Source organism: Clostridium lamae (assembly GCF_033043255.1).
Taxonomy (GTDB): Bacteria; Bacillota; Clostridia; order Clostridiales; family Clostridiaceae; genus Clostridium; species Clostridium lamae.
This window is the reverse complement of sequence record NZ_JASCQJ010000022.1, coordinates 1-21,681: the sequence shown is the minus strand read 5'-3', so window position 1 is coordinate 21,681 and position 21,681 is coordinate 1. Positions and strand designations below refer to the sequence as shown.

23 protein-coding genes and 1 pseudogene are annotated in these 21,681 nt (G+C 26.9%); 18 read left to right on the top strand and 6 right to left on the bottom strand.

Annotated features, from left to right (window positions below; genetic code table 11):
- Window positions 1-59 precede the first annotated feature (59 nt).
- Complete coding sequence (locus tag QK892_RS11360) at window positions 60-614, bottom strand: CDP-alcohol phosphatidyltransferase family protein (RefSeq protein ID WP_317273668.1); 555 nt, start codon at window positions 612-614, stop codon at window positions 60-62.
- Window positions 615-859: 245 nt separating this feature from the next.
- Here QK892_RS11360 and QK892_RS11355 point away from each other — a divergent pair, with 245 nt between their 5' ends.
- From QK892_RS11355 to QK892_RS11345, 3 genes are read left to right on the top strand one after another with little or no spacing between them, the layout of a single operon-like run.
- A complete protein-coding gene (locus tag QK892_RS11355; RefSeq protein ID WP_317273667.1) occupies window positions 860-1,285 on the top strand; it encodes a helix-turn-helix domain-containing protein in 426 nt (141 codons plus the stop codon).
- 54 nt (window positions 1,286-1,339) lie between these two features.
- On the top strand, window positions 1,340-2,068 hold the full coding sequence (locus QK892_RS11350) for an ABC transporter ATP-binding protein (RefSeq protein ID WP_317273666.1): 729 nt from the start codon (window positions 1,340-1,342) through the stop codon (window positions 2,066-2,068).
- Window positions 2,065-2,796 (top strand): ABC transporter permease, encoded by a 732-nt coding sequence (locus QK892_RS11345; RefSeq protein WP_317273665.1) that lies wholly within the window; start codon window positions 2,065-2,067, stop codon window positions 2,794-2,796. The genes QK892_RS11350 and QK892_RS11345 overlap by 4 nt, the downstream gene beginning before the upstream one ends.
- Window positions 2,797-3,006: 210 nt before the next feature.
- Here the strand turns inward: QK892_RS11345 and QK892_RS11340 are convergent, their stop codons facing one another.
- A complete protein-coding gene (locus QK892_RS11340; protein WP_317273664.1) occupies window positions 3,007-3,882 on the bottom strand; it encodes a DMT family transporter in 876 nt (291 codons plus the stop codon).
- Between the two features lie 212 nt (window positions 3,883-4,094).
- Between QK892_RS11340 and QK892_RS11335 the strand changes: the two genes are divergently transcribed.
- The 13 genes and pseudogenes from QK892_RS11335 (at window position 4,095) to QK892_RS11275 (ending at window position 18,051) form a co-directional block, all read left to right on the top strand.
- A complete protein-coding gene (locus tag QK892_RS11335; RefSeq protein WP_317273663.1) occupies window positions 4,095-5,018 on the top strand; it encodes a MerR family transcriptional regulator in 924 nt (307 codons plus the stop codon).
- Window positions 5,019-5,651: 633 nt separating this feature from the next.
- Window positions 5,652-5,930: pseudogene (locus QK892_RS11330) on the top strand (ABC transporter ATP-binding protein); the annotation flags it as partial.
- A gap of 375 nt (window positions 5,931-6,305) precedes the next feature.
- Window positions 6,306-7,556, top strand: coding sequence for an AAA family ATPase (locus QK892_RS11325; RefSeq protein ID WP_317273662.1), 1,251 nt, complete (start codon window positions 6,306-6,308; stop codon window positions 7,554-7,556).
- A gap of 1 nt (window position 7,557) precedes the next feature.
- A complete protein-coding gene (locus QK892_RS11320) occupies window positions 7,558-8,319 on the top strand; it encodes a retron system putative HNH endonuclease (protein WP_317273661.1) in 762 nt (253 codons plus the stop codon).
- Window positions 8,320-8,592: 273 nt separating this feature from the next.
- The gene (locus QK892_RS11315) at window positions 8,593-8,847 is read left to right on the top strand and encodes a hypothetical protein (RefSeq protein ID WP_317273660.1); all 255 of its coding nucleotides are present in this window, start codon (window positions 8,593-8,595) and stop codon (window positions 8,845-8,847) included.
- A 170-nt stretch (window positions 8,848-9,017) separates the two neighbouring features.
- A complete protein-coding gene (locus QK892_RS11310; RefSeq protein WP_317273659.1) occupies window positions 9,018-10,454 on the top strand; it encodes an SIR2 family NAD-dependent protein deacylase in 1,437 nt (478 codons plus the stop codon).
- 243 nt (window positions 10,455-10,697) lie between these two features.
- Window positions 10,698-11,672, top strand: coding sequence for a hypothetical protein (locus tag QK892_RS11305; RefSeq protein ID WP_317273658.1), 975 nt, complete (start codon window positions 10,698-10,700; stop codon window positions 11,670-11,672).
- A 356-nt stretch (window positions 11,673-12,028) separates the two neighbouring features.
- Entirely contained in the window at window positions 12,029-12,697 is a 669-nt protein-coding gene (locus QK892_RS11300) for a response regulator transcription factor (protein WP_317273657.1), read from the top strand.
- Window positions 12,697-13,716: a sensor histidine kinase gene (locus tag QK892_RS11295; RefSeq protein ID WP_317273656.1), complete on the top strand. Its 1,020-nt coding sequence runs from the start codon at window positions 12,697-12,699 to the stop codon at window positions 13,714-13,716. Before QK892_RS11300 ends, QK892_RS11295 begins: the two co-directional genes overlap by 1 nt.
- Before the next feature lie 91 nt (window positions 13,717-13,807).
- Window positions 13,808-14,560: an ABC transporter ATP-binding protein gene (locus QK892_RS11290; protein ID WP_317273655.1), complete on the top strand. Its 753-nt coding sequence runs from the start codon at window positions 13,808-13,810 to the stop codon at window positions 14,558-14,560.
- Entirely contained in the window at window positions 14,560-16,503 is a 1,944-nt protein-coding gene (locus QK892_RS11285) for an ABC transporter permease (RefSeq protein ID WP_317273654.1), read from the top strand. Before QK892_RS11290 ends, QK892_RS11285 begins: the two co-directional genes overlap by 1 nt.
- 117 nt (window positions 16,504-16,620) lie before the next feature.
- A complete protein-coding gene (locus tag QK892_RS11280; RefSeq protein WP_317273653.1) occupies window positions 16,621-17,451 on the top strand; it encodes an undecaprenyl-diphosphate phosphatase in 831 nt (276 codons plus the stop codon).
- 399 nt (window positions 17,452-17,850) lie between these two features.
- Window positions 17,851-18,051: a hypothetical protein gene (locus QK892_RS11275; RefSeq protein ID WP_317273652.1), complete on the top strand. Its 201-nt coding sequence runs from the start codon at window positions 17,851-17,853 to the stop codon at window positions 18,049-18,051.
- 297 nt (window positions 18,052-18,348) lie between these two features.
- Here the strand turns inward: QK892_RS11275 and QK892_RS11270 are convergent, their stop codons facing one another.
- Window positions 18,349-18,516, bottom strand: a complete 168-nt coding sequence (locus QK892_RS11270) for a hypothetical protein (RefSeq protein WP_317273651.1) — start codon at window positions 18,514-18,516, stop codon at window positions 18,349-18,351.
- Between the two features lie 226 nt (window positions 18,517-18,742).
- Here QK892_RS11270 and QK892_RS11265 point away from each other — a divergent pair, with 226 nt between their 5' ends.
- Both QK892_RS11265 and QK892_RS11260 read left to right on the top strand, forming a co-directional pair.
- A complete protein-coding gene (locus tag QK892_RS11265; protein ID WP_317273650.1) occupies window positions 18,743-18,991 on the top strand; it encodes an RpnC/YadD family protein in 249 nt (82 codons plus the stop codon).
- Window positions 18,992-19,007: 16 nt separating this feature from the next.
- Window positions 19,008-19,340, top strand: coding sequence for an inorganic diphosphatase (locus QK892_RS11260; protein WP_317273649.1), 333 nt, complete (start codon window positions 19,008-19,010; stop codon window positions 19,338-19,340).
- A gap of 232 nt (window positions 19,341-19,572) precedes the next feature.
- Here QK892_RS11260 and QK892_RS11255 read toward each other — a convergent pair whose 3' ends face one another.
- From QK892_RS11255 to QK892_RS11245, 3 genes are read right to left on the bottom strand one after another with little or no spacing between them, the layout of a single operon-like run.
- Complete coding sequence (locus QK892_RS11255) at window positions 19,573-20,220, bottom strand: DUF1292 domain-containing protein (RefSeq protein ID WP_317273648.1); 648 nt, start codon at window positions 20,218-20,220, stop codon at window positions 19,573-19,575.
- Between the two features lie 8 nt (window positions 20,221-20,228).
- Complete coding sequence (locus QK892_RS11250) at window positions 20,229-20,882, bottom strand: PspA/IM30 family protein (RefSeq protein WP_317273647.1); 654 nt, start codon at window positions 20,880-20,882, stop codon at window positions 20,229-20,231.
- A gap of 14 nt (window positions 20,883-20,896) precedes the next feature.
- Window positions 20,897-21,583, bottom strand: a complete 687-nt coding sequence (locus tag QK892_RS11245) for a hypothetical protein (protein WP_317273646.1) — start codon at window positions 21,581-21,583, stop codon at window positions 20,897-20,899.
- Window positions 21,584-21,681: the final 98 nt, after the last annotated feature.

Sequence of the window (21,681 nt, the reverse complement as noted above, 5' to 3'; positions counted from 1 at the left end):
TCACCTACCAATCTTAGTTGTTCATATAATATCAAAAATAATGTTACTTGCCATTATAATTATATTTTAAAAATACTCCTGCAATTCGTATTAAGTTCTTTAGTCGATACTATAATTATTAATTCTTCTATGGATGATAAAATTGCACTTGTACTTAATATAATAGCTGTTATGTTAAAATTAAATATTACACAAAAAACTGGAGTAATAAATAGCAACAATCCTGTCAATTTATTTGCATAAGTATGTAAGGATGTAAAAGCACAGAACTTTTTCAAACCAATTAAATAAGCTAAGATACGTATAAAAGTAACAACAGCTATGCATATCCAAACATAAGAAGGTATTTTTATAATAGGGATTAACACAATGATTATTGAACTTAGAAAAATTATATCTGCAATACTATCGAGTTTTGCTCCAAATTCACTTTCCTGTTTCATACTCCTTGCAACAAATCCATCTAATATATCACTAATTCCACATACTACATATAATATCCAAAATAATAATGTAAAAGGTTTTGTAAGTACTATAAAACCTGAACATACAATCCGCATAATCGTAATTTTGTTTTGTAAGTTTTTAATAAAATCACCTCTGTGAATTCCCATTTATATATATGTTATCAGATATATACATAATTTATATTATAATAATATTGCATAATAATTTATACTTTAAAATATTCTATAAACAATTAATAATAAAAGAAAACATAGACTAATAAAAAATTTAAGTTAATGCTGGCTTATGAATAATATTAATAATGTATAAAAATATATATATTAATGTTAATGTTGGTTGATAGAAAATAAGGATTAAATTATATAAAATAAGTATGAGGAGTATGAAAAATATGATTAGTAAGAATTTAAAAAGTTTAAGAAAAAGGTATCAGTATACCCAAGATGATATAGCAGAGAAGCTTAATGTTTCTAGGCAATCAATAGCAAAGTGGGAAAGTGGGGAATCTACTCCAGATATATATAATTGTATTAGTCTTGCAGAATTATTTAATGTTAAGTTAGATGATTTAGTTAATCATTCTGAAGAGGAATCAGGACTTGTAGTACCACCTAAGGGTAAGTATTTCTTTGGCACAGTTTTAGTTGGAGAAAGAGGACAAATTGTAATTCCCAAAGAGGCAAGAGATAAATTTAAGATAAGTTCAGGAGATAAATTGTTGATACTAGGAGATGAAGATAGAGGAATTGCAATTGTTCATGAAAGAGATTTAATAAACTTTATTGGAATGATGGGAATGCCAATAAAGGAGGATTAAGTTATAAAAAAAGATTAATGTGTTTATATACTTTAAGAGATGGGGGAATGTATTATGGAAGCTATAAAGACTGTTAATTTAACAAAGCAATATAAAAATTTTATAGCTGTTGATAAATTAAATTTACAAATTAAGCAAGGAGAACTATTTTCTTTACTTGGTGTTAATGGGGCAGGGAAAACTACAACAATAAAAATGCTTTCTTGCCTTACAAAACCAACAAGTGGAGATGCCTTTGTTGGTGGGAATAGTATTATTCAGAATGAAGCAAATGTTAAAGAGATTATTAGTGTTTCCCCTCAAGAAACAGCAGTTGCTCCAAATTTATCTGTTAAAGAAAATTTAGAACTTATATGTGGCATTCATAGATTTTCAAAGGAAAAAAGCAAAGAAAAAATTAAAGAGCTTTCAGAGCAGTTTGATTTGCAAACTATTCTAGATAAGAGAGCAGGAAAACTTTCAGGTGGTTGGCAACGAAGAGTAAGTATTGCAATGGCTCTTATAAGTGAACCTAAAATATTATTTCTTGATGAGCCTACTTTAGGACTTGATGTTATTGCACGAAGTGAGCTTTGGGATATTCTTCGTTCTTTAAAAGGGAAGGTTACTATTATACTTACAACACACTATATGGAAGAGGCAGAAGCACTTTCTGATAGAATTGGAATTATGAAAAATGGGAAGTTATTAGCAATAGGAACTGCTAGTGAGCTTATTGAAAAAACAGCTACAGATAGATTTGAAAATGCCTTTATTTCAATAGTAAAGGAGGGGAAAATATGAGAATGCTTACATTTTCAAAAAGATGTGCAAAGGAAATTTTAAGGGATCCACTTAATATAATGTTTGGATTAGGTTTTCCTATTGTATTGATACTACTTCTTAGTGCAATACAAGCCAATGTTCCAGTAAGTTTATTTGAAATTGAAAGTTTAACACCAGGTATTACTGTATTTGGGCTTTCATTTATGACACTTTTCTCTGCTACACTAGTTGCTAAAGATAGAGAAAGTGCTTTACTACAAAGGCTATATACCAGTCCTCTAAAAGCTATTGATTTTATTTTAGGATATATGTTACCAATTTTACCTATTGCAATAGCACAATGTGCAATTTGCTATATTGTAGCAATATTTCTAGGCTTACCAATTACAATAAATATTATATATGCTATTTTAATGATTATTCCAATGGCAATTTTCCACATTGCACTTGGACTTTTATGTGGAAGTATTTTCAATGTAAAGCAAGTTGGTGGAATTTGTGGTGCATTGCTTACAAATTTATGTGGTTGGTTTTCTGGAGTATGGTTTGACTTAGAACTGGTAGGTGGTATATTTGGTAAAATAGCAAATTTACTACCATTCGTTCATGCAGTAGAACTAGAAAGAGCTATGATAAATGGAGATTTTGTAGGAGCAATATCAAGTGTTTATCCTGTTGCTATATATGCAATTATCACAGTAATTACCGCTGTCTTAATGTTTTTATGGCAGATGAAAAGACAATAAGTTTGATAAATATGAAGGACAAGATTACTATAAACAATTAAACTTAAGAGTAAATTGTAATTATTTTTAATATAAAAAATGAGCTATGGATAATGAAAATTTAATTCATTATGCGATGGCTCTTTTTTATTAGTATTTATGAATTAAGAGGTAGTTTATGATAAGTTCTCTGGCTTTGAAGCATCAATCATAAGTAATGGGAGTGGCAATTTAAGGATGATCTTTTGGTGTAATTTCATTCCAAAGAGTAAATCCTAAAATTAAAAATCCACCTATTATCTGCCAAGCTGTCATTGTTTCCCCTAAAATAGTAACTGAAATAACAACTGCAACTAAAGGATCTATATAACTAAGAATAGCAGCTTTTTGTCCAGGCAATTCTTTCAAAGATGAAAAATACATACAGTATGTTACTCCTGTATGAATAAGTCCAACAATTAATAGATTAACCCATCCAATACTATTTAAATTACCTAAAGTTACTCCACTAGTTGACATAACATAAGGAATTAAAATTATAATTGCAGAAATAAATTGTAAAAAGGTTCTATGAATTCCTTCAACATTTTTAATAAATTTGTTAAGTAGAACAACAGTAGCGTAAAATACTGCTGCACCTAATCCAAATAAAATACCTATAAAGTCACTTCCACCACCTATATCACCAATACCAGTAATCATAACAAGTCCCAAGGTAGACATGATAAAGCAAATAATTTGTTTTTTAGTTAATTTTTCGTGGAAAAGAATAGGGCAGACAATTGTTACGATAACAGGAGCAAAATAATAGCTTAATGTTGCAGCTGAAACTGTAGTGTACTTATATGCCTGAAATAAAAGAATCCAGTTAATACCCATTGCTACTCCTGATGCAATCAATAAAGGGACTTCTTTTTTTATATTTGCAAATGGTATCTTTTGTTTAGTTACTATAAGAAATATAGCAATTAATAGAGCTGCTAAAATAGCACGATACAATGCAAGTTCTCCAGATGATACGGAGATGTTTCGTACAAAAGGTCCTAATGTACCGAATATTATCATTGACGCCACAAGCATCAAGCGAGGGCTTTTTAGTTGTTTCATACAGAATCCTCCCAATATGTAAATTATTGTGATTTATTAATTGAGTCAATTATATAATTTTTTATTGACTCTATCAACTATATAGAAGAGCTATAATATTTATAGAGAAGATTATTTACAGCTAACTTAAATGCTTAAATATAAGAAGAATAAATTTTTATATTGACTGAAACCTAAGGTCTTAGATTAATATTAAGAAGAGAGGTGATGATATGTTAATTAATGAAGTATGCAGTTCAACTGGATTAACTAAAAAAGCAATTTGTTATTACGAAAAACAAGGTTTGTTAAAGCCTAAAAAAGGTAGTAATGGATACAGAGAATACTTAGAGTCAGATATAGTTTTATTAAATGAGATTTCACTATATAGAAAGTTAGATATACCAATTAAAGACATTAAAATAATAATAAAGAGTACAGATAAAAAAACAACTCTTAATAATGTTATGGAAGATAAGTTTAAAAAAGAAATTCAATTAAAAATGCAAAAAAGTTATTTGGAAAGAATTATGATGAGTGATTTCAATGAAACTATCATAAGTGAGTTAAATGAAGAAATAATTAATATTGAAAAAAGTAATGGAGAATTCATTAGCAAAGAGTTAATTAGGGCTTTTCCAAGTGGATTAGGAAGATATTTAGCATATCACTTTAAACCTTATTTAAATGAGCCTTTAGATACAGTGGAGAAATATAGAGCATGGATCGAAATAGTTGATTTTCTAGATAATATGCCTGAAATTAAAATACCTAGAATCATTGAAATAGGTTATGAAAATACAAACAATGAAATGCATGAACAGGTTAATGAAAATATTATGAATGAAATGAATAAGATACTTAATGCTACAGAGGAAGAGTTAGAAGAATATAAGAAAAAACTATTAACAAATATAGAAAAATTAAATGATGAATCATTATTAAAAGTAATGAATCCATTCTATAAATTTAAAAAGCAAATCAATGACTTTTTTAGTAGTAGTGGATATTACGATATCTTTTTACCTAATATGAAGATAATAAGTAGTGATTATAGAGAATATCATGATAAGCTTACAGAGCTGAATGATAGATTATATAAAGAATTAGGAATTAAGTATGATGAAAATATGAGAGTAATAATAGATAAAGATTAATTTGAGTAATATACTTTTAAATAAAAAAAGATACAAGTTTATCTTTTATAATAAATTTATATAATATAAGTGAGATCCTAAATCTATGATTTGTGATAGTCGCATTCTCAGAGAGTTAATTTTGTTTTAGGGCTATTGGATTAAATTAATTGAATATTAATTTAGATAAGTATATATGTTTTCAGTAAGATAATCCTATTTAAGTATGAAATATTTAACTAGGATTATCTCATTTTTATGTAAAGTTATAAAGCATGAAAAAAATATTTATTACATTGAGTGGAAAAGGTTATGTTTTCATTATGAAATATGGCAGTGGTGCTAATATTTCTATGTAGTTTTTAATATAGAAAAAATTAAATCAATAAAATAGAGTAATTTTTAAGATAGTATAAACCCTATCTTATTTTTTATAAAAATTTACAGCATATGACGAGAAAACTGTTCTAAAAATATTAATGTACTGTAACTAAATGTATTTTTATTTAATAAAAGCATTAAAGGCAATATAACTATGTTTAAAGAATTTAATATAGATAAAGTTAAAAGAACTATTAATATTAGTGGATTATCAAATTTAATAAGTGAGAAGGGCTTAGATTATAAATGTGATTAAGAAGGAAGAAATTATCAGGAGGAGAAAAGCAACGTATTTCTATTGCAATATGTTTACTTAGAGTAAAACCTATATTATTAATGGATGTGGCTACAGCTGCATTAGATAATCAAATAGCATTCCAAATAGAAAATGATATCCTTAGTATTAGTGGATTAACAAGAATAATTGTCACTCACAAATTAGAAGAAACTTTGTTAGATAAATATGATGAAATAGTTGTTTCAAAAGAAGGGCAAGTTGAAGAAAAGGGAACATTTAAAGAACTTATGGAATTAAGGGGATATCTCTATTAATTATATAATGTTACAAAGGTAATCTAATTTGAATAGTAGTATATTTATATAAGATTAAATATGAAATGATACTAATAAAAATATACTTAAAGAAAAATGAAATAAAGATATTATAATTTCTTTTATAAATTAAGTGCTAATGATTAATATATAGAATTTAGAATAATGAAAAATGAACCATATCACAAATAAATGAGGTTTATAGTCTTAAATATGAATATGGCTTACTTAAGACTACTCTTACGTGTAAAAATATAGCATCATAAACTACTTTGAATAGAATACTATACAGTTTTAAAATGGAAATATATGATAAAATTAAATTATGTTATATAATTTAATTTAGTAGAGGTATAGATAATGAGGGGGATATTTATGAGTCATAGTTATATTAAAAATTTGCATGTAAAAGGATTTAGGTATTTTAATGAATTAAATGTAGAGTTTAATAAAGGCTTTAATTTTATAGTAGGTAAAAATGGATGTGGAAAAACGTCATTGCTAAGAGCTATAATTTTGTCTTATTCTGAATATGGGCAGGAGGATTCAAGATACGAAGAAAATTTTGAAACTTGGATAGATATAGTGAGAAATAATGAAGTAGATAGAATAGGAGTAGTCCCGAATAGACAATATTGTAATATCAAAAATTTATATAGGAGTTTTCCAAATATAAGCAGTTTGATACAGCCACCTAGTAATGGGGTGAGCAATACATATTATAGATTTGATATAAATAAAATTAATTTTTGTCCAATGGTTTTAGGAGCATTTAGGAGAATAGAATATAAAGCTATTGAAGGAATGAGGAGAGAATTAAATGTAGATGACTCTAGACAAGAATATATAAGGAATGCAGCGAATAATTTGAATGGGGGGATTTTACCAAATGTTAAACAATGGATGATTAATAGATATTTTCAAATTGATAAGGATTGGGCAATTATAGAGAGACAAAACTGGGAGTGGTTAATTTTTAATTTGAGTAAATTAGGTCCAGCTAATGTAGATTTTGAATTTGTCTCAATCGAAAGAGAATTAGAACCAAAATTCAGAGTTGATGATAAAATTTGTTATTTGGAAGAGTTATCATCAGGGTTTCAATCAGTATTATCAATTGTTTTAAGTATTTTTGAATGGATAGAAAGAACTAATACTGGAGAAGACATGATAGTAAAAAATGCTAAAGGAACTGTAATAATTGATGAGATAGATGTACATTTACATCCTGAGTGGCAATTAACATTAAGGAGTTCACTACAAAATATATTTCCTAATGTACAGTTTATTGTTACAACTCATTCACCACATATGATAGCTACGGCGCGCGATGGAGAAATAATAATTTTAGATTCTATAGATAGTGGAGTTATAAATGTAAATACTAACAATAGAAGTTATAGTGGGTGGAATACAGACCAAATATTAGAAGATGTAATGGGAGTTTCAAGTTTATCTAATAAGGTATACGAAGTATTAGTTAGTGAAGGTATGAAGGCTGTTGAGGAAAAAAAAATTGGCAAACTTAGGGAGATATTACAAAGTCTCCAAAGAGTATCACATCCATCTGATACAATAGCTTCAGTATTAAAAATAAAATTAGCAGAGCTACAATTGGAGGATTAATATGATTAGAATAATTAAGTCATCTGAGCCACCAAGTATATTAAAGGATAATTGTAGTGTCTGGACAAAAAAATTAGATGATGCTGTGAATAAATATGGGGCATATTCAAAAATTCCTAAAGCTGAGAAAGAAAAATTATTAAAATACTACAGAGAGAAAGATATACAGGATGAGTTGGCGAAAGCAAGTTATGGGAAATGTGCATTTTGCGAATGTGTACCTTCAGAAGGAGGAAATCTCGAGGTAGAACATTTTGTACCTAAGTCTTTATATCATAAGCTTACATTTGAGTGGGATAACTTATTACCTATTTGTAGAAAATGCAATGATTCAAAATCTAATCATGATACAATTAAAGAGCCAATATTAAACCCATCAATTGATGATACTGAAAAGTATATAGATTTTAATTTAATTAATATGGTAGCAAAAGGGGATAAAGTGTATTATGAAAAAGCATCATTAACAATAGATGTATGTAGCTTAAATGGAACTAGACTATTGAAAGCTAGAGCTGACTTATTAGTTAGATTATCTGAGTATCAACAAAAATTATCACAGTATTTAAAAGAAATTGAACAAGCATCTACCGAAAGAATTAAATCAAATAAAATACGTAAACTCAAAGAATCTATTGAAACAATTGAAGAGTTAGGAGATAAAAGTGAAAAATACTCATTGTTTAGCAAGAGATTTTTAGAGAAAAGTCAAGAGTATTTTGAGGCGAAAGAAATATTAAATAATATAAATAATGATAATTAAGAAGGGTTAAAAACCTCACTTAGAGGTGTTACGGAGAACCGTATCACAAATAAATGAGGTTTTAGTATTAATTCTTGAAGTTACTTGGTTAAGGCTATACTTATAGGTACAAATATCTTATCATAAGTAATATATTAAGAAATAGAGAAAGTAAAATCATGAGTCATTACATATGATAATATTTAAAATAATAATTTATCAGTGGAGATAAGTTAAGAAATAAATTTAATTATAGATGATAGATCAGTAAAATATATAAGTAATGGAGAAGGTATGCCTTTTTTTATTTATGTTAGGAAGTGTTTCAATAGATATTTTAAATTTAGTTATAGTAATATAAGACTTGCAACTAGTGAAAAAAGAAAAAGAATATATAATATAAAAATTAGCTTAGAAAATTGTTGGACAGTTGCAATTAATAAAAAGGCTAGAAAAGAGGCAAAGAAATTATTCAGTAATACTGGAGACTTTAATTTTGAAGCTATTAATAATAAAATTTACGAGGTGAGGTTTGCTAATTTATTTTGATGAAATTTACAATAAATATATATAAGGAATATATATTTAATAACTAATATGGTATAATTTTGAAGCAGAAATACTAAATATTTATTGCAAGTATATTAAATACAAGAAGGTATATTAAGTATTTTATTTAATATTAATGATTGGAAGTATAGAATAGGGGGGAATAAATAATGTATGAAGAGGGTATAAAAGATGAAATACAAAGTAAGGGGATAATGAGTGAATGGCTAAATAAGGAAATAGTATGTGAAGAGTTAAGTAGGGAAATAGTATTTGAAAAACTATTTGATTCATATAATTATGGGAATTTAGGGATGTTTGTTGGAGCAGGATTTTCTAAGGGGGTTTTTGGTGGAAGTGGTGAACCAGCATTAAATTGGTTTGAACTAATAAATAAAGTAAGTAAAAAGTTAGAATTGGATTTCCCTGATAAAAATGATTTAATAGGGATATCATTACCAGAATTATCGACTATATTATGTAAACAATTACAAAGCAGGTATAAAAATAGCTATTATGATGCTAAGTCGATATTTAAGGAGAAGGTGTGTGAGGTATCAAACTGGATACCAAATGAAGAAAGAATATGTGTATTTAGGGAGCTGTTTGATAAAATTCAGCCAAATTGGATAATTACTACCAATTATGATTTAGTATTAGAGTCAATATTGACAGGGAAATGTAAAAGCTTAAGTCCGCTTAATTACCTATCTGCACCTAAGGGGATTATTCCAATATACCATATACATGGGACAAGACTGGATAAGGATTCAATAATTATAACACAAGATGACTATATTCCACTTTTTAGACCAAATGAATATAGGCAATCTAAGTTAGCTATGACAATTAGGGAATCTACCACATTAGTTCTGGGATATAGCTTGGGAGATATGAATGTTTTATCATCTTTAGATTGGTCAAAAAATATATACACAGAAAAAAATGAATATCCATATGATATAGTGCAAGCTTTTTGGACATCGGAGCCTAAGGAGAATCCTTATAGGGATGAAAATGGCAATATAATAATAGAGATATGCGATATACGAGATTTTTTAGAGGAATTAAGTGATTATTTAATTGATAAGAAGAAAGAATATGATAATATGTCGAATGAATTAGAGATTCTTTGTGGAAGACTAATTGAAGATGATGAAGAATTAATAGAAAAGTTCATAAGTAAAAGAGAGTTTAGAGCAGAACTATTAGATTTAGTATCTAAGTTCGAATATAACATGATTAATTCGTACATAGAATTTTTGATAAGATGTCTTAGTAGGGTATATAAAAAAACAACTATGGATGGTAATTTCACTGCATATGATAATTACTTGAAAATTGTACTGGATATTATTGTTAAATACGATTATAATAAAATGCCTCCAAGATTATTTCAATATATAACTAAGGAATTGGATTGGGTATTAGCAAAGGTTGGGCAGAATGCTAATACATATTGTGTTGGAAAGAGCTTTAAAGCTACCGACACGTGGCATAAAGAAAAGAAATACATACCAGAAGATATGGTAAGACAATTATATAATTATTCTCAACAAAATTATCTTTGGAATTTAAAATTCTTTATGAATGATTTATGTAAATAGTGGATATCTAAAAATCTTACTTGCCACTGATATGAGAAACATATCACAAGTAAGTGCGGTTATTACTTTAAGTTTATAAATATTGTTTGGTAATAAGGAATTAAAAAGTTCATTATAACTCTAGTTTGGGTTTAATTTGTATAGATTGAAAAAATAATAGCATTATACTGGGAAATGATATTTAAAATATATTTAGCAAAGTTGTAGCAAAAGTAAAAGGGTATAAAGGAGAGTGCATCTTTAATGTTACTTAAATCTGATAAAATAATGAGTGGATTAATAACAAAAATTTTGGAAGAATCATGGAAGTATGGTAAGTATATTACATTAGATACGCTTAGAAATATACATAACTTATTGGTTAAGTATGATTTGAAACATAATGAAATTTTCTCAGAAGTAGTGGTAAAAATATATGTTGATATTAAGAATATAAGAAAAGAATCTGACCGTAATATTGACTATATAGAGCACTCAGGATTTATTTTAGATGAAAATATTTATGCAGCTAATGGAAGGTTTAATTATATCTATAGAGCAAAGGGAAATCGAACGATTTGGTTTGAGAATGGTGTAATAAAAGAATATTCAGTGTATTGTACAATAGATAACAATGGATTTTACTTTTCATTAGAAGAATTAGATTGTTTGAATTTTAGTAGTTCTGAGGCAGAGCAATTTTTGAAAAAAGATTATGATAGTCCGATATATAAATTAAAACACATTGAATATATATTGAAACGTTTAATGAATATAAATAAAGTTTATATGAAAGATTATTATATAGAGTATTTAATGAACCCACCGGATGTTGCTGTTTTATCCGAATTTTCAAAGAAGCTGAGGTTAGAAATTTGGGAGTCTATATTTAGTTTAGGTAAACGTGCAATAAATGGGAATGAAGATGAGAGAAATTTATTTAAGTACTGTATAGAACTAATGGCAAGTATAGATATAGACGTAGATTCAAAAAGTCTTATTGATTTTTTTGCAGATATAATTAAATATAATGGAAATAAATATAATTTAAATATAGAATGGATAATTGAAACAATGGAAACGATAGGAAATAAAATGGATAAAAATACAGATAAACTAAGTAGAAAAATGGAAGAATTATCAAAAGGAGATATTATAGAACTTAAACCAGGTATTGGTGGAATAAGTCTAAATTTAAATGAGGTTGGACGAAGGGTAAAAAAGAAAATAAAAAAATAAAAGTTGTAATTAGAGGTAGTCATATTTTTATGAAAATCTTTATGATTAGAAGAAAGAAGTTGTATATAGTAATTTAGAAAAAACTCATTTTCTACTGTCGCAGAGAACCGTACCATAAATAGTATGACAAGCTTATTTTATTAAAAACTTACTGATTAGAATTAATATTATATGGGGTTGCTTTAAATAATTCTTATAGTCTTAGAAATGCATATATAAGTGTATATATTAAGTTAAAAAGCGCTTAATATATACACTTATTTTATTATAATCACAATTATTAAAAATACATTTAATAGTAAAACTATGGTAATATTTTATTAGAAAATATAGATACTAAGTTAGAGGTGAATACTTTGAAGAAAATACTATTGATTGAGGATGATATAGATTTAGCTAGAGAGTTATCTTTATCATTGAGGAAATGGGCTTTTGAAGTAGAGTTAATAGATAAATTTGATGATATAGTGAAGGAAGTTATAGATAAAAAACCAAGTCTTGTATTAATGGATGTTAATTTACCTTTTTATGATGGCTTTTATTGGTGCGAAAAAATAAGAGAAATTTCAAAGGTTCCTATAATATTTTTATCTTCAAGGGATTCTAATATGGATATTATTATGGGAATGAATAATGGTGGAGATGATTATATTACAAAGCCTTTTTCTGTAGAGGTATTAATTTCAAAGATTAATGCTTTACTTAGGAGAAGTTATGATTATGTAAGTTCTGATTCGCTAGTTTATTATAATGATGCAGTTTTAGATATTGAAAGATGTATTTTTAGATACAAGGATAAGGAGCTTGAGCTTACTAAGAATGAAATTAAAATATTATCTTTACTTATAAAGAATAAGGGAAAGGTAGTATCAAGAGATAAAATTATGATGAGTCTTTGGGATGATGATGAATTTGTAAATGACAATACTTTAACTGTAAATATAACGAGGCTTAGAGGTAAGTTAAAGGATATAGGAGTTGAAGATTTTATAAAAACTAAGAAGGGGTTAGGGTATATGGTGTAGTGAAAACTAAAGATTTTTTTAAAGAAAGGTTATCAGTTTTTATTTATAGCGGAGTATTATTTTTAATAATTAATTTGTATCTTTTTTCTTTGAACAGTATAAAAAATATAAGTGATTTAATATATTTAGATATTTTGATTATAACTGTATTTATTATATTTACTATTTTAGATTATAGAAAATTTAAAGATAGATACAGCTCAATAATAGAATTAATAGAGGAAGAAAAAGATATTGATAGCTATTGTATAGAGGATGATTTTTTTGAGGGGAAAATAATTAATTATATTATAGATTATAAAGATAATAAACTTAGAAATGAAACTAAATCTTGTGAAGAGCAGTTAAAGGATATGGAAGAATATATTTCAAGGTGGGTTCATGAGATAAAGCTTCCCTTAAGTGCAATGAAAATAATTTTAGATAGAGATAGTGATGATATGATTTCATCTATAGAAAATGAGTTAGAAAAAATGAACTTCTTAGTTAATTCAGTTATGTATGGGAGTAGGGCTACAGCTTCAGCAGAAGATATTTTTATAAAAGAAGAAAATTTAAAGGATATTGTAAGAACAGCAGTAAAAAATAATGCTTTCTTTTTAATTAGAAATAATATAAGTCTAGAGCTGGATAATTTAGATTTTAAAGTTTATACCGATAAAAAGTGGATTACATATATTTTAGGACAGCTTATAAATAACTCTATAAAATATTCAAAGGAGAATGGAGTTATTAAATTTAGTGCTGGAGAAAAAGAAAAATATATTGAATTAAAAATAAAAGATAATGGAATAGGAATAGATGAAGAAGATTTGGATAGAGTTTTTAATAAAGGCTTTACAGGTAGTAATGGTAGAAACTCAGTTTATAAATCTACAGGAATGGGGCTATATTTTTCTAAGAAAATAATTGATAAGTTAGAACATAGCATAGAAGTTGAATCAGTAAAAGATAATTATACTTTATTTACAATTAAGTTCTATAAAATATCAGATTATCTTAGTGTTACGAAAATGTAACATTAGAACTTTAAAAGTAATGTTAAGCGAAGGAATCCATAATGAAAAACTATTAAAATAATTATATAGTTTGAATTTGGAGGTAAAAAATATGAAGGAAGTATTGAAGCTAAAAGATGTATCTAAGGAATATGGAACTAGAGGATTTAAATCTAAAGTTTTAAATAATATATCTTTAAATGTAAATGAAGGAGATTTTATATCTATAATGGGACCTTCAGGAGCTGGAAAAACAACTTTACTTAATCTTATATCTACTTTAGATAAACCAACTAAAGGAGAAATTTTATTAGACAATATAGATGTAGTAAAAGTTAAGAATAAAGACTTATCAAAATTAAGAAGAGAAAAAATAGGCTTTATATTTCAAGATTATAACCTTTTAGATAATATGAACCTTATGGATAATATAGCTTTGCCACTTGCATTAGGTAGAAAGAAAAGTAAAGAAATTGAAGATGAAGTAAGAAGAATATCTAGAATCTTTGGATTAGAAGAGCATTTAAAGAAATACCCTTATGAGTTATCAGGAGGACAGAAACAAAGAGGGGCTGCTGCAAGAGCATTAATAACTAAGCCTAAAATAATATTTGCAGATGAGCCAACAGGTGCTTTAGATTCTAAATCATCCTCAGATCTTTTGGAATCATTAAAAAGAGCAAATGAAGAGGAAAATGCAACTATAGTAATGGTTACACATGATGCATTATGTGCAAGTTATTCAAAGTCTGTTTATATGTTAAGTGATGGAGAAATAAAATGTAGATTAGATTCTAGTAATAATAAAAAGGAGTTTTATGGAAAAATAATCGATATGTTAGCGGCTATGGGAGGTGCTAAGTAATGAGTATTTTTTCTATAGCCTACAATAACTTTAAAAATAATATTAAAGTTTATGGAATGTTTTTTATATCAATGATATTTTCAGTAGCAATACTAAGTAACCTTTTTATTCTTATACAAGGTGAATCTTTTTCAAGCTTAGGAGCTATAAATGAAAATAATACAAAAGTTCTTACTTATGCAACAGCGGTAGTACTTATTGTCTTTATGATATTTTTTATATGGTATGCTACTAACATATTTTTAAAGAATAGAAAAAAAGAAATTGGAATATATACTTTCATGGGGATAGACTCATATACAACAGGTAAGATTTATTTTGTTGAAGTAATGCTTATAGGAATAACTTCATGTTTATTAGGTATAGGTATAGGTATTTTATCATCAAAGCTATTTCAAATGGTAATATTTAAGTTTGCAGGTTTCAATATTGATATAAAATTTAATATAGAACCAAGAGCTATTATATTAACTGTAATAATATTTATGGTTATATTTTTATTTATGAGCATAAAAGGTTTTATAAATATTATAAGAAGTAATGTTATAGAGCTTTTAAATGCAAATAAGAAACAAGAGAAAATGCCTAAAATTAATTTTATAATTTACTTAATAGCACTTTTGTCTTTAATTACAATAGGTGTAGGATATAGATTTGCAGTTACAACAGGTTCATCAGGAAATGTATTTAATGCTTTTAAAGCTTTAGTATTAGTATTAATAGGAACTTATGGGCTTTTTGGTAGTGTAATTCCTATAATATTTAATCTTTTAATAAAGCATAAAAATATTTTATATAAAGGTGAAAATATAATTACAATAAATAATTTAGCATATAGATTAAGAAAAAATTCAACAACATATGCAACAATTGCAGGGGTTACAGCTTGCGCTATAACAGTTCTTGGAACAGCGGCATCTATGAAAACGCTATATGATAATGCTGAAAGAAATTCTATGCTTTATACTTTTGCCTTTGCTTCAGAAGATAGCATTAAAAAAGATACTATAAATAATATTATTTCTAAAGTAAGTAAAGAAGAGTATGTAGTAGATAATAAGGTTTTAATAATAGATTCATCAGAAAATGGTTCTATTCTTTCAGGGAGTGAATTATTTAATATAGGAAAATTAAAAACAAACGTATTACCGTATAGTGAAGCTAAAGAAATTTTTAATATAATTACCAATAAAAAAGGTGAAAATTTATTAGAAGAAAATGAGCTTAAGGATAACAATGCTATTTATCTTCAAAGGCCTGGAACATTAATGAGTCTTGCTAGCAATCCATTATCTATAACTATAGGAGATATTAATTTAGAGATATTAGAATATACAAGAACAGAGCTTTTAGGAACTTCATTAAACAACGGAACTTTTATAGTAAGTGATGATATGTATAATAATCTTAAAGCTTATGGCACAGAGATAAATTTTTATGGAGTTAAATATAGTGATGAAAAGTCAGTAGAAAATAAAATTGAAAATATAACAAATGAATTAGAAAATGCTGAGGTTATTACCGACAATAGTTTAGCTTATTATGGGGCATATGACCTTGCTTCTGTATCTTGGTTAAAGATTGTCTACGCAATAGGATCATTTTTATTTTTAGTATTTATTTTAGCAGATGGAAGTATAATTTATATGAAAATATATAGCGATGCTAATGAAGATAAAGAAAAATACAATACATTATTAAAGATTGGTGCTGATAAAAAGGATATAAATAAAGTAATAAAGAAAGAAGTAATGATGTTTTATATATTACCACTTATTGTAGGAGCAATTCATAGTTTCTTTGCAATAAAGGTACTGAGCGATTTTATGAGTGAAAACTTATTTGTTGTTTACTTAATAAGCCTTTTAGTTTGTATTTTGATCTTTGGATTATTAGCAAGTTTATCTATAAGTACTTTTAAAAAGATTATTAAGATTAAATAAAATAATTAAAAAGATTCTTAAGATTAAATAAAACAATTAAAAAGATTCAAAAAACAGTGTTATAGCATGGTATAATATATGAAACAGAGCAAGTAGACTATATTTGGAGGGAATTAAATGGAGTTTTTAGAAATTATTAAAGCCATAATACTTGGAGTTGTAGAAGGAATTACAGAGTGGCTTCCTGTAAGTAGTACAGGTCATATGATATTAGTAGATGAATTTTTAAAGCTTAAAGTATCACCAGAATTTATGGAGATGTTTTTAGTAGTTATTCAGCTTGGTGCTATTATGGCAGTTGTTATTTTATATTGGAAAAAGATTTTCCCGTTTAAGTTTGATAAAAAGGGAATGCATATAGAAAAAGAAACTTTCTCTATGTGGTTTAAGATAATAGTTGCATGTTTACCAGCAGCAGTAGTAGGACTTTTATTTGACGATCAGCTTAATGAATTATTCTATAACCCAACTACAGTAGCAGTAATGCTTATTATCTTTGGTATATTATTTATTGTTGTTGAAAATTACAATAAAGGTAAAAGACCAACTATTACAAGTTTAGCTGATATAACATATACATCTGCAATAATAATAGGTGTATGGCAACTTATAGCGGCAGTGTTCCCAGGAACTTCACGTTCTGGTGCAACAATAGTAGGTGCATTATTAATAGGTGTATCTAGAACTATAGCAGCTGAATTTACATTCTTCCTTGCTATACCAGTTATGTTTGGTGCAAGTGCATTAAAATTACTTAAGTTTGGATTTAACTTTACAGGAAGTGAGATTATGCTATTAACTGTTGGATTAGTTGTTGCTTTTGTAGTATCAGTAATAGCAATTAAATTCTTAATGGCATATATCAAGAAGAATGATTTCAAATTCTTTGGATGGTATAGAATTGTTCTTGGAATAATAGTTCTTGCATATTTCTATATAATTAAATAAAGAAAGTCTATAAGTTTATTAGCCTTAGGTATTGATATAAAATGCTTAAGGCTATTTTTATTATTGAAAATTAGATATATTGCACTTGTGTCAGTTCTATTTATATAAATTAAGTAATATTTTTAAAGTGAAATGTAAATACTAATTTAACGGAGGTACCTTATGTAATATGAAGTATCAAGTGGACAACGCGTACTTGTTTCTGTTGATCGCAAAAATAATGAACGTACAAGAACCGCTATTATACAAGCGAAAGAAAAACGGTACCTATTGAAGAGGTATTTTTATATGTAAATGAATTTTTAGATTTGATAAAAGGCAACGTGGATAATCAGAAAAGTCAAGTTAATAGAATAGAACTTGATGGTATTGAACATGAGGTTGTCAATAGTGGAATAATTGTTAAAAACTGCAATTGGGAAGAACCTAAATGGGGTGGAAAGAGATACAAGTTTTACGATAGCAAATATGATGTCATTAAAAAAGTATTTGATTTTTAAGATAAAAAAGAGAAAAGAAATCGAGACAGCAGTAGGAAATTACCTAATAGATAAAGGGGTTCCAATTATTGATTATTATTCACATAATAATTTTTTATAATAAATTCTTTATGAATTAAGAAAGAGATAGGTAAATTGGAATTCAATAGTCTTATAAATTACAATTTATATTATTAATATTAAAAATTTAAAATAAAAAATTATACAGGTTTATTTTTTATAAAAATTTGCTATAATATAAGTGAGATTCTAAATCTATGATTTAGTAAAATCGAACTTATGCAAAGCTAAATAAGAAAAGCTTAGTGTTGGTAGCACTAAGCAATCCTTAGAACATTTATTTTGTTTTAGGGCTATTGGATGAATTAAATATGTATTTAATTAAGAGTTTAAAGCACTATTCTTTGTCGGATGGGTGCTTTTTCTCTTTGCTATTAAGTTCTATATGAAGGCCAAGAAAATTAATCTTAATTATTAACTTAGAAACAAAAATATTATATTTTAAAACCAATCTAATAATATAAATAGCAATTAAGCCTTTTATAATTAATTCTAGCATATCCAATACCACCCCCTAACTATGATGAAGTATCACCAATAGTCCAAGGAGGATAAAATGTTCAAAACCCCCGTAGACATCCACTACGGAATTTCTAAATAATATTTTAGAATTATACCATAATTATGTAGAAAATAAACAGAAGAATAAATGGTAAAATCTCATTTGTTTATGATAACATGAAGCGTATTTGTGGAGAAACAAAATAACTACATTGAAGGAGTTGATTAGTTTGGATACAGCAATAGAGAAAGCTGAACAAAAAATCGAATACTTAAGTAGTGATGAAGAAACTATGAGAATTTACTATGAGAGAGAAAGATCACTTCATGAAAGAGCTAATATGATTAGTTCAGCAGAAAAAAAAGCAAAATTGGAAATCGCTAAAAATTTATTAGACATTTTAGATAATGAAACTATAGCAGATAAAACAGGATTAGATATAGAGGAAATTAAAGTATTAAGAGATAAAAAATATTAGGATAGGAGAATATTATATGGAATATTATTTGGGTAATTTTATTAAGGTTAAAATTGATAGACCATTAGGCTCCAAGCATCCTAAACATAACTTTATATACTCATTAAATTATGGATTTATTCCTAATACTATATCAGGAGATGGTGAAGAAATTGATGTATATATTATTGGAGAGTTTGAACCTTTAGAAACATACGAAGGATATGTTGTAGCAATAATAAAAAGAATAAATGATATCGAAGATAAATTAGTAGTTTGCAAAGAATTAAATAAATATAACAAAGAGCAAATAAAGGCGCTAGTAGAATTTCAAGAAAGATTTTTTGAAACTACAATAATAACTTATTAGACAATATGATGAATAAAAATAAATTTTTATAATAGCAGAGAATTATATATATTAAATAGAACCCATTAACCAAAAGCCAATGGGTTCTATGTTTTTATTTATTTAATTTAAAATTCCGTAAGGAATTTTCACATTACTTAATTTCTGATAACTCAGCTCCTCTGAGTTATTTCAAAAATTATGCATTATGCATTACGCATTAGCTATTATGCATTAACCATTGTGCGAAGCACTAAGCTTGCTCATAAGTCTCAACCACTAAATTGAATTCTTCTTCATCAGTAATTTCACCAAAATCATCAGATGAAATACCTGGATAGTAATATAGAAGAAGCTTATCACTATTATCCATTAAATTTTCAAGTGCTATATAAAGTTTATCATCGATACAATTCTCTATAGTTGCAAGAACTTTATACCTATTAGATTTTCCGGTGTTATTGTTAGTAAGATCTAAAATAAAGTTCTTATGAAAACGTACATTTAAATTAGACTTATCACAAGATTTTATATAAGAATTCACCCTGCATCCACTACAACTTTTGAAATCACACTCTTTAATACAATTAAGACAGGTACACTTAGAACAATCTTGCATTTGATTAAATACTTCTAAATTATCTTGCTTATATTTTTCTAATTTTAGTACACTATCATCTTTACTAAAAAAACGAAATTTTTTATTTTTACTTGAATATTCTGCATCATCTAGCATGTCTATATAATTTTTTAATATAGGAAGCTTTGAATAATATTTTCTTCTTCTTAAAAAGGCTGAATCAAGGAAAGGGCTAACTTCACTTATAGCATAAGTGATTTCAGTAAAAGTTTTTCCTATAGTATCCCTTTCGTTATTAATGAAATCTATTGTATTAGACATTTAATCACCTAATTATTATTTCTATACTTTTCAAGTTCTAAATCTAAGTCAACAGTATCTAAAGCTTCAAATTCACTTTCAAATGTATCTACATTTCTAAGCTCATTTAAGCCATTAGCTAAAGCTTCATGCTTTTGAATTTTTCTTTCTATACTATCTATTTCTATAGAGTTAGATTTAGTTTGAACATTTGCAAGAACCTCATTAACTTTTTGACTAGCCTTAGCATTGCTATATCTAGCAGCAGCTTCATCTCTATAGTTTCTAGTTTTATCTATTTCAGCTTCTAAGGCAGCAAGATTTTTCTTAATTGTATCAGCTTGATTTCTTGCAGCTTCATAACTAGTTTTTAAACTTTCTAATTTCTTTTCAGATTCAATTTTTCTAGATAAGGCTCTTTTAGCTAGGTCTTCATTATTCTTTGATAAAGCTAATTTAACTTTATCTTCATAGTCTTTAACTTCAACTTCGCAAGCTTCCATTTTCTTTTTTATTTCATGAGCATTACCTATTATTTGAGCCGAGTTTAATTTTGCAGTATTTAATTGTTTTTCCATATCTCTAAGTTTTTGATCTAATAATTCTATTGGATTTTCCATTTCATCTAAAGTAGAATTCACTTTAGATTTCAACATGTTTGACATTCTTGTAAAGATACCCATAAATATCCTCCTAATTAATATTTTCTTCTCTTTAAATAAATTCTTATTACATTAACTATAATTATGAATATTACGGCCATTGTAATTATGGAGCCGAAGGATGTTCCCCCTCCTCCAGATCTAAGACCTAGGTTCCTCATTGCAGATAGGCCATAGAGTACATCTCCTAATGAGAAGCCACTATCATAATCATCGTAGTTACCATAATTTGATGATTGATTATTATAATCTTTATCTTGGGTTGTGCTATTTTTGTCTGAAGTACTGTAGGATCCAGAAGAGAAACCCTTTGAAGCTCCAGATTTACCTTTGTCTACATTAGTACTATATGAACCACTCTTAAAATTTCCAGAGTTGCTACTAGAACTACTTTCACTCTTAGAACTATTAGAACTAGAGCTACTAGAAGAGCTAGAACTCTTAAAGGAACCACTTTTGAAGCTACTAGTAGAATTTTTTACATTTGATTTTCCACCACTTGATTTAAAACTACTAGAGCTTTTAGAACTACTAGAACTCTTAAATCCACTAGAACTTTTAAAACTACCACTCTTACCTTTGGCAGATACTGTAACTTCTCCATGAGTGATGCTATCAAAAATAGGAATAGTGTCTATAAGAAAACTAGAAGTTAAAAAGATTAAGGATAAAAATAAGCTAAATAATATTTTTTTATAGTTATGTTTTTTTATAAAGTTCACCTCCAAGAAAAGATTATGAATTAATTTTATATAAAAAATATAAAGTTTTCAAAACTCAATTAAGCCTAAAAAATAGTAAATTATTTAATAAATAGATA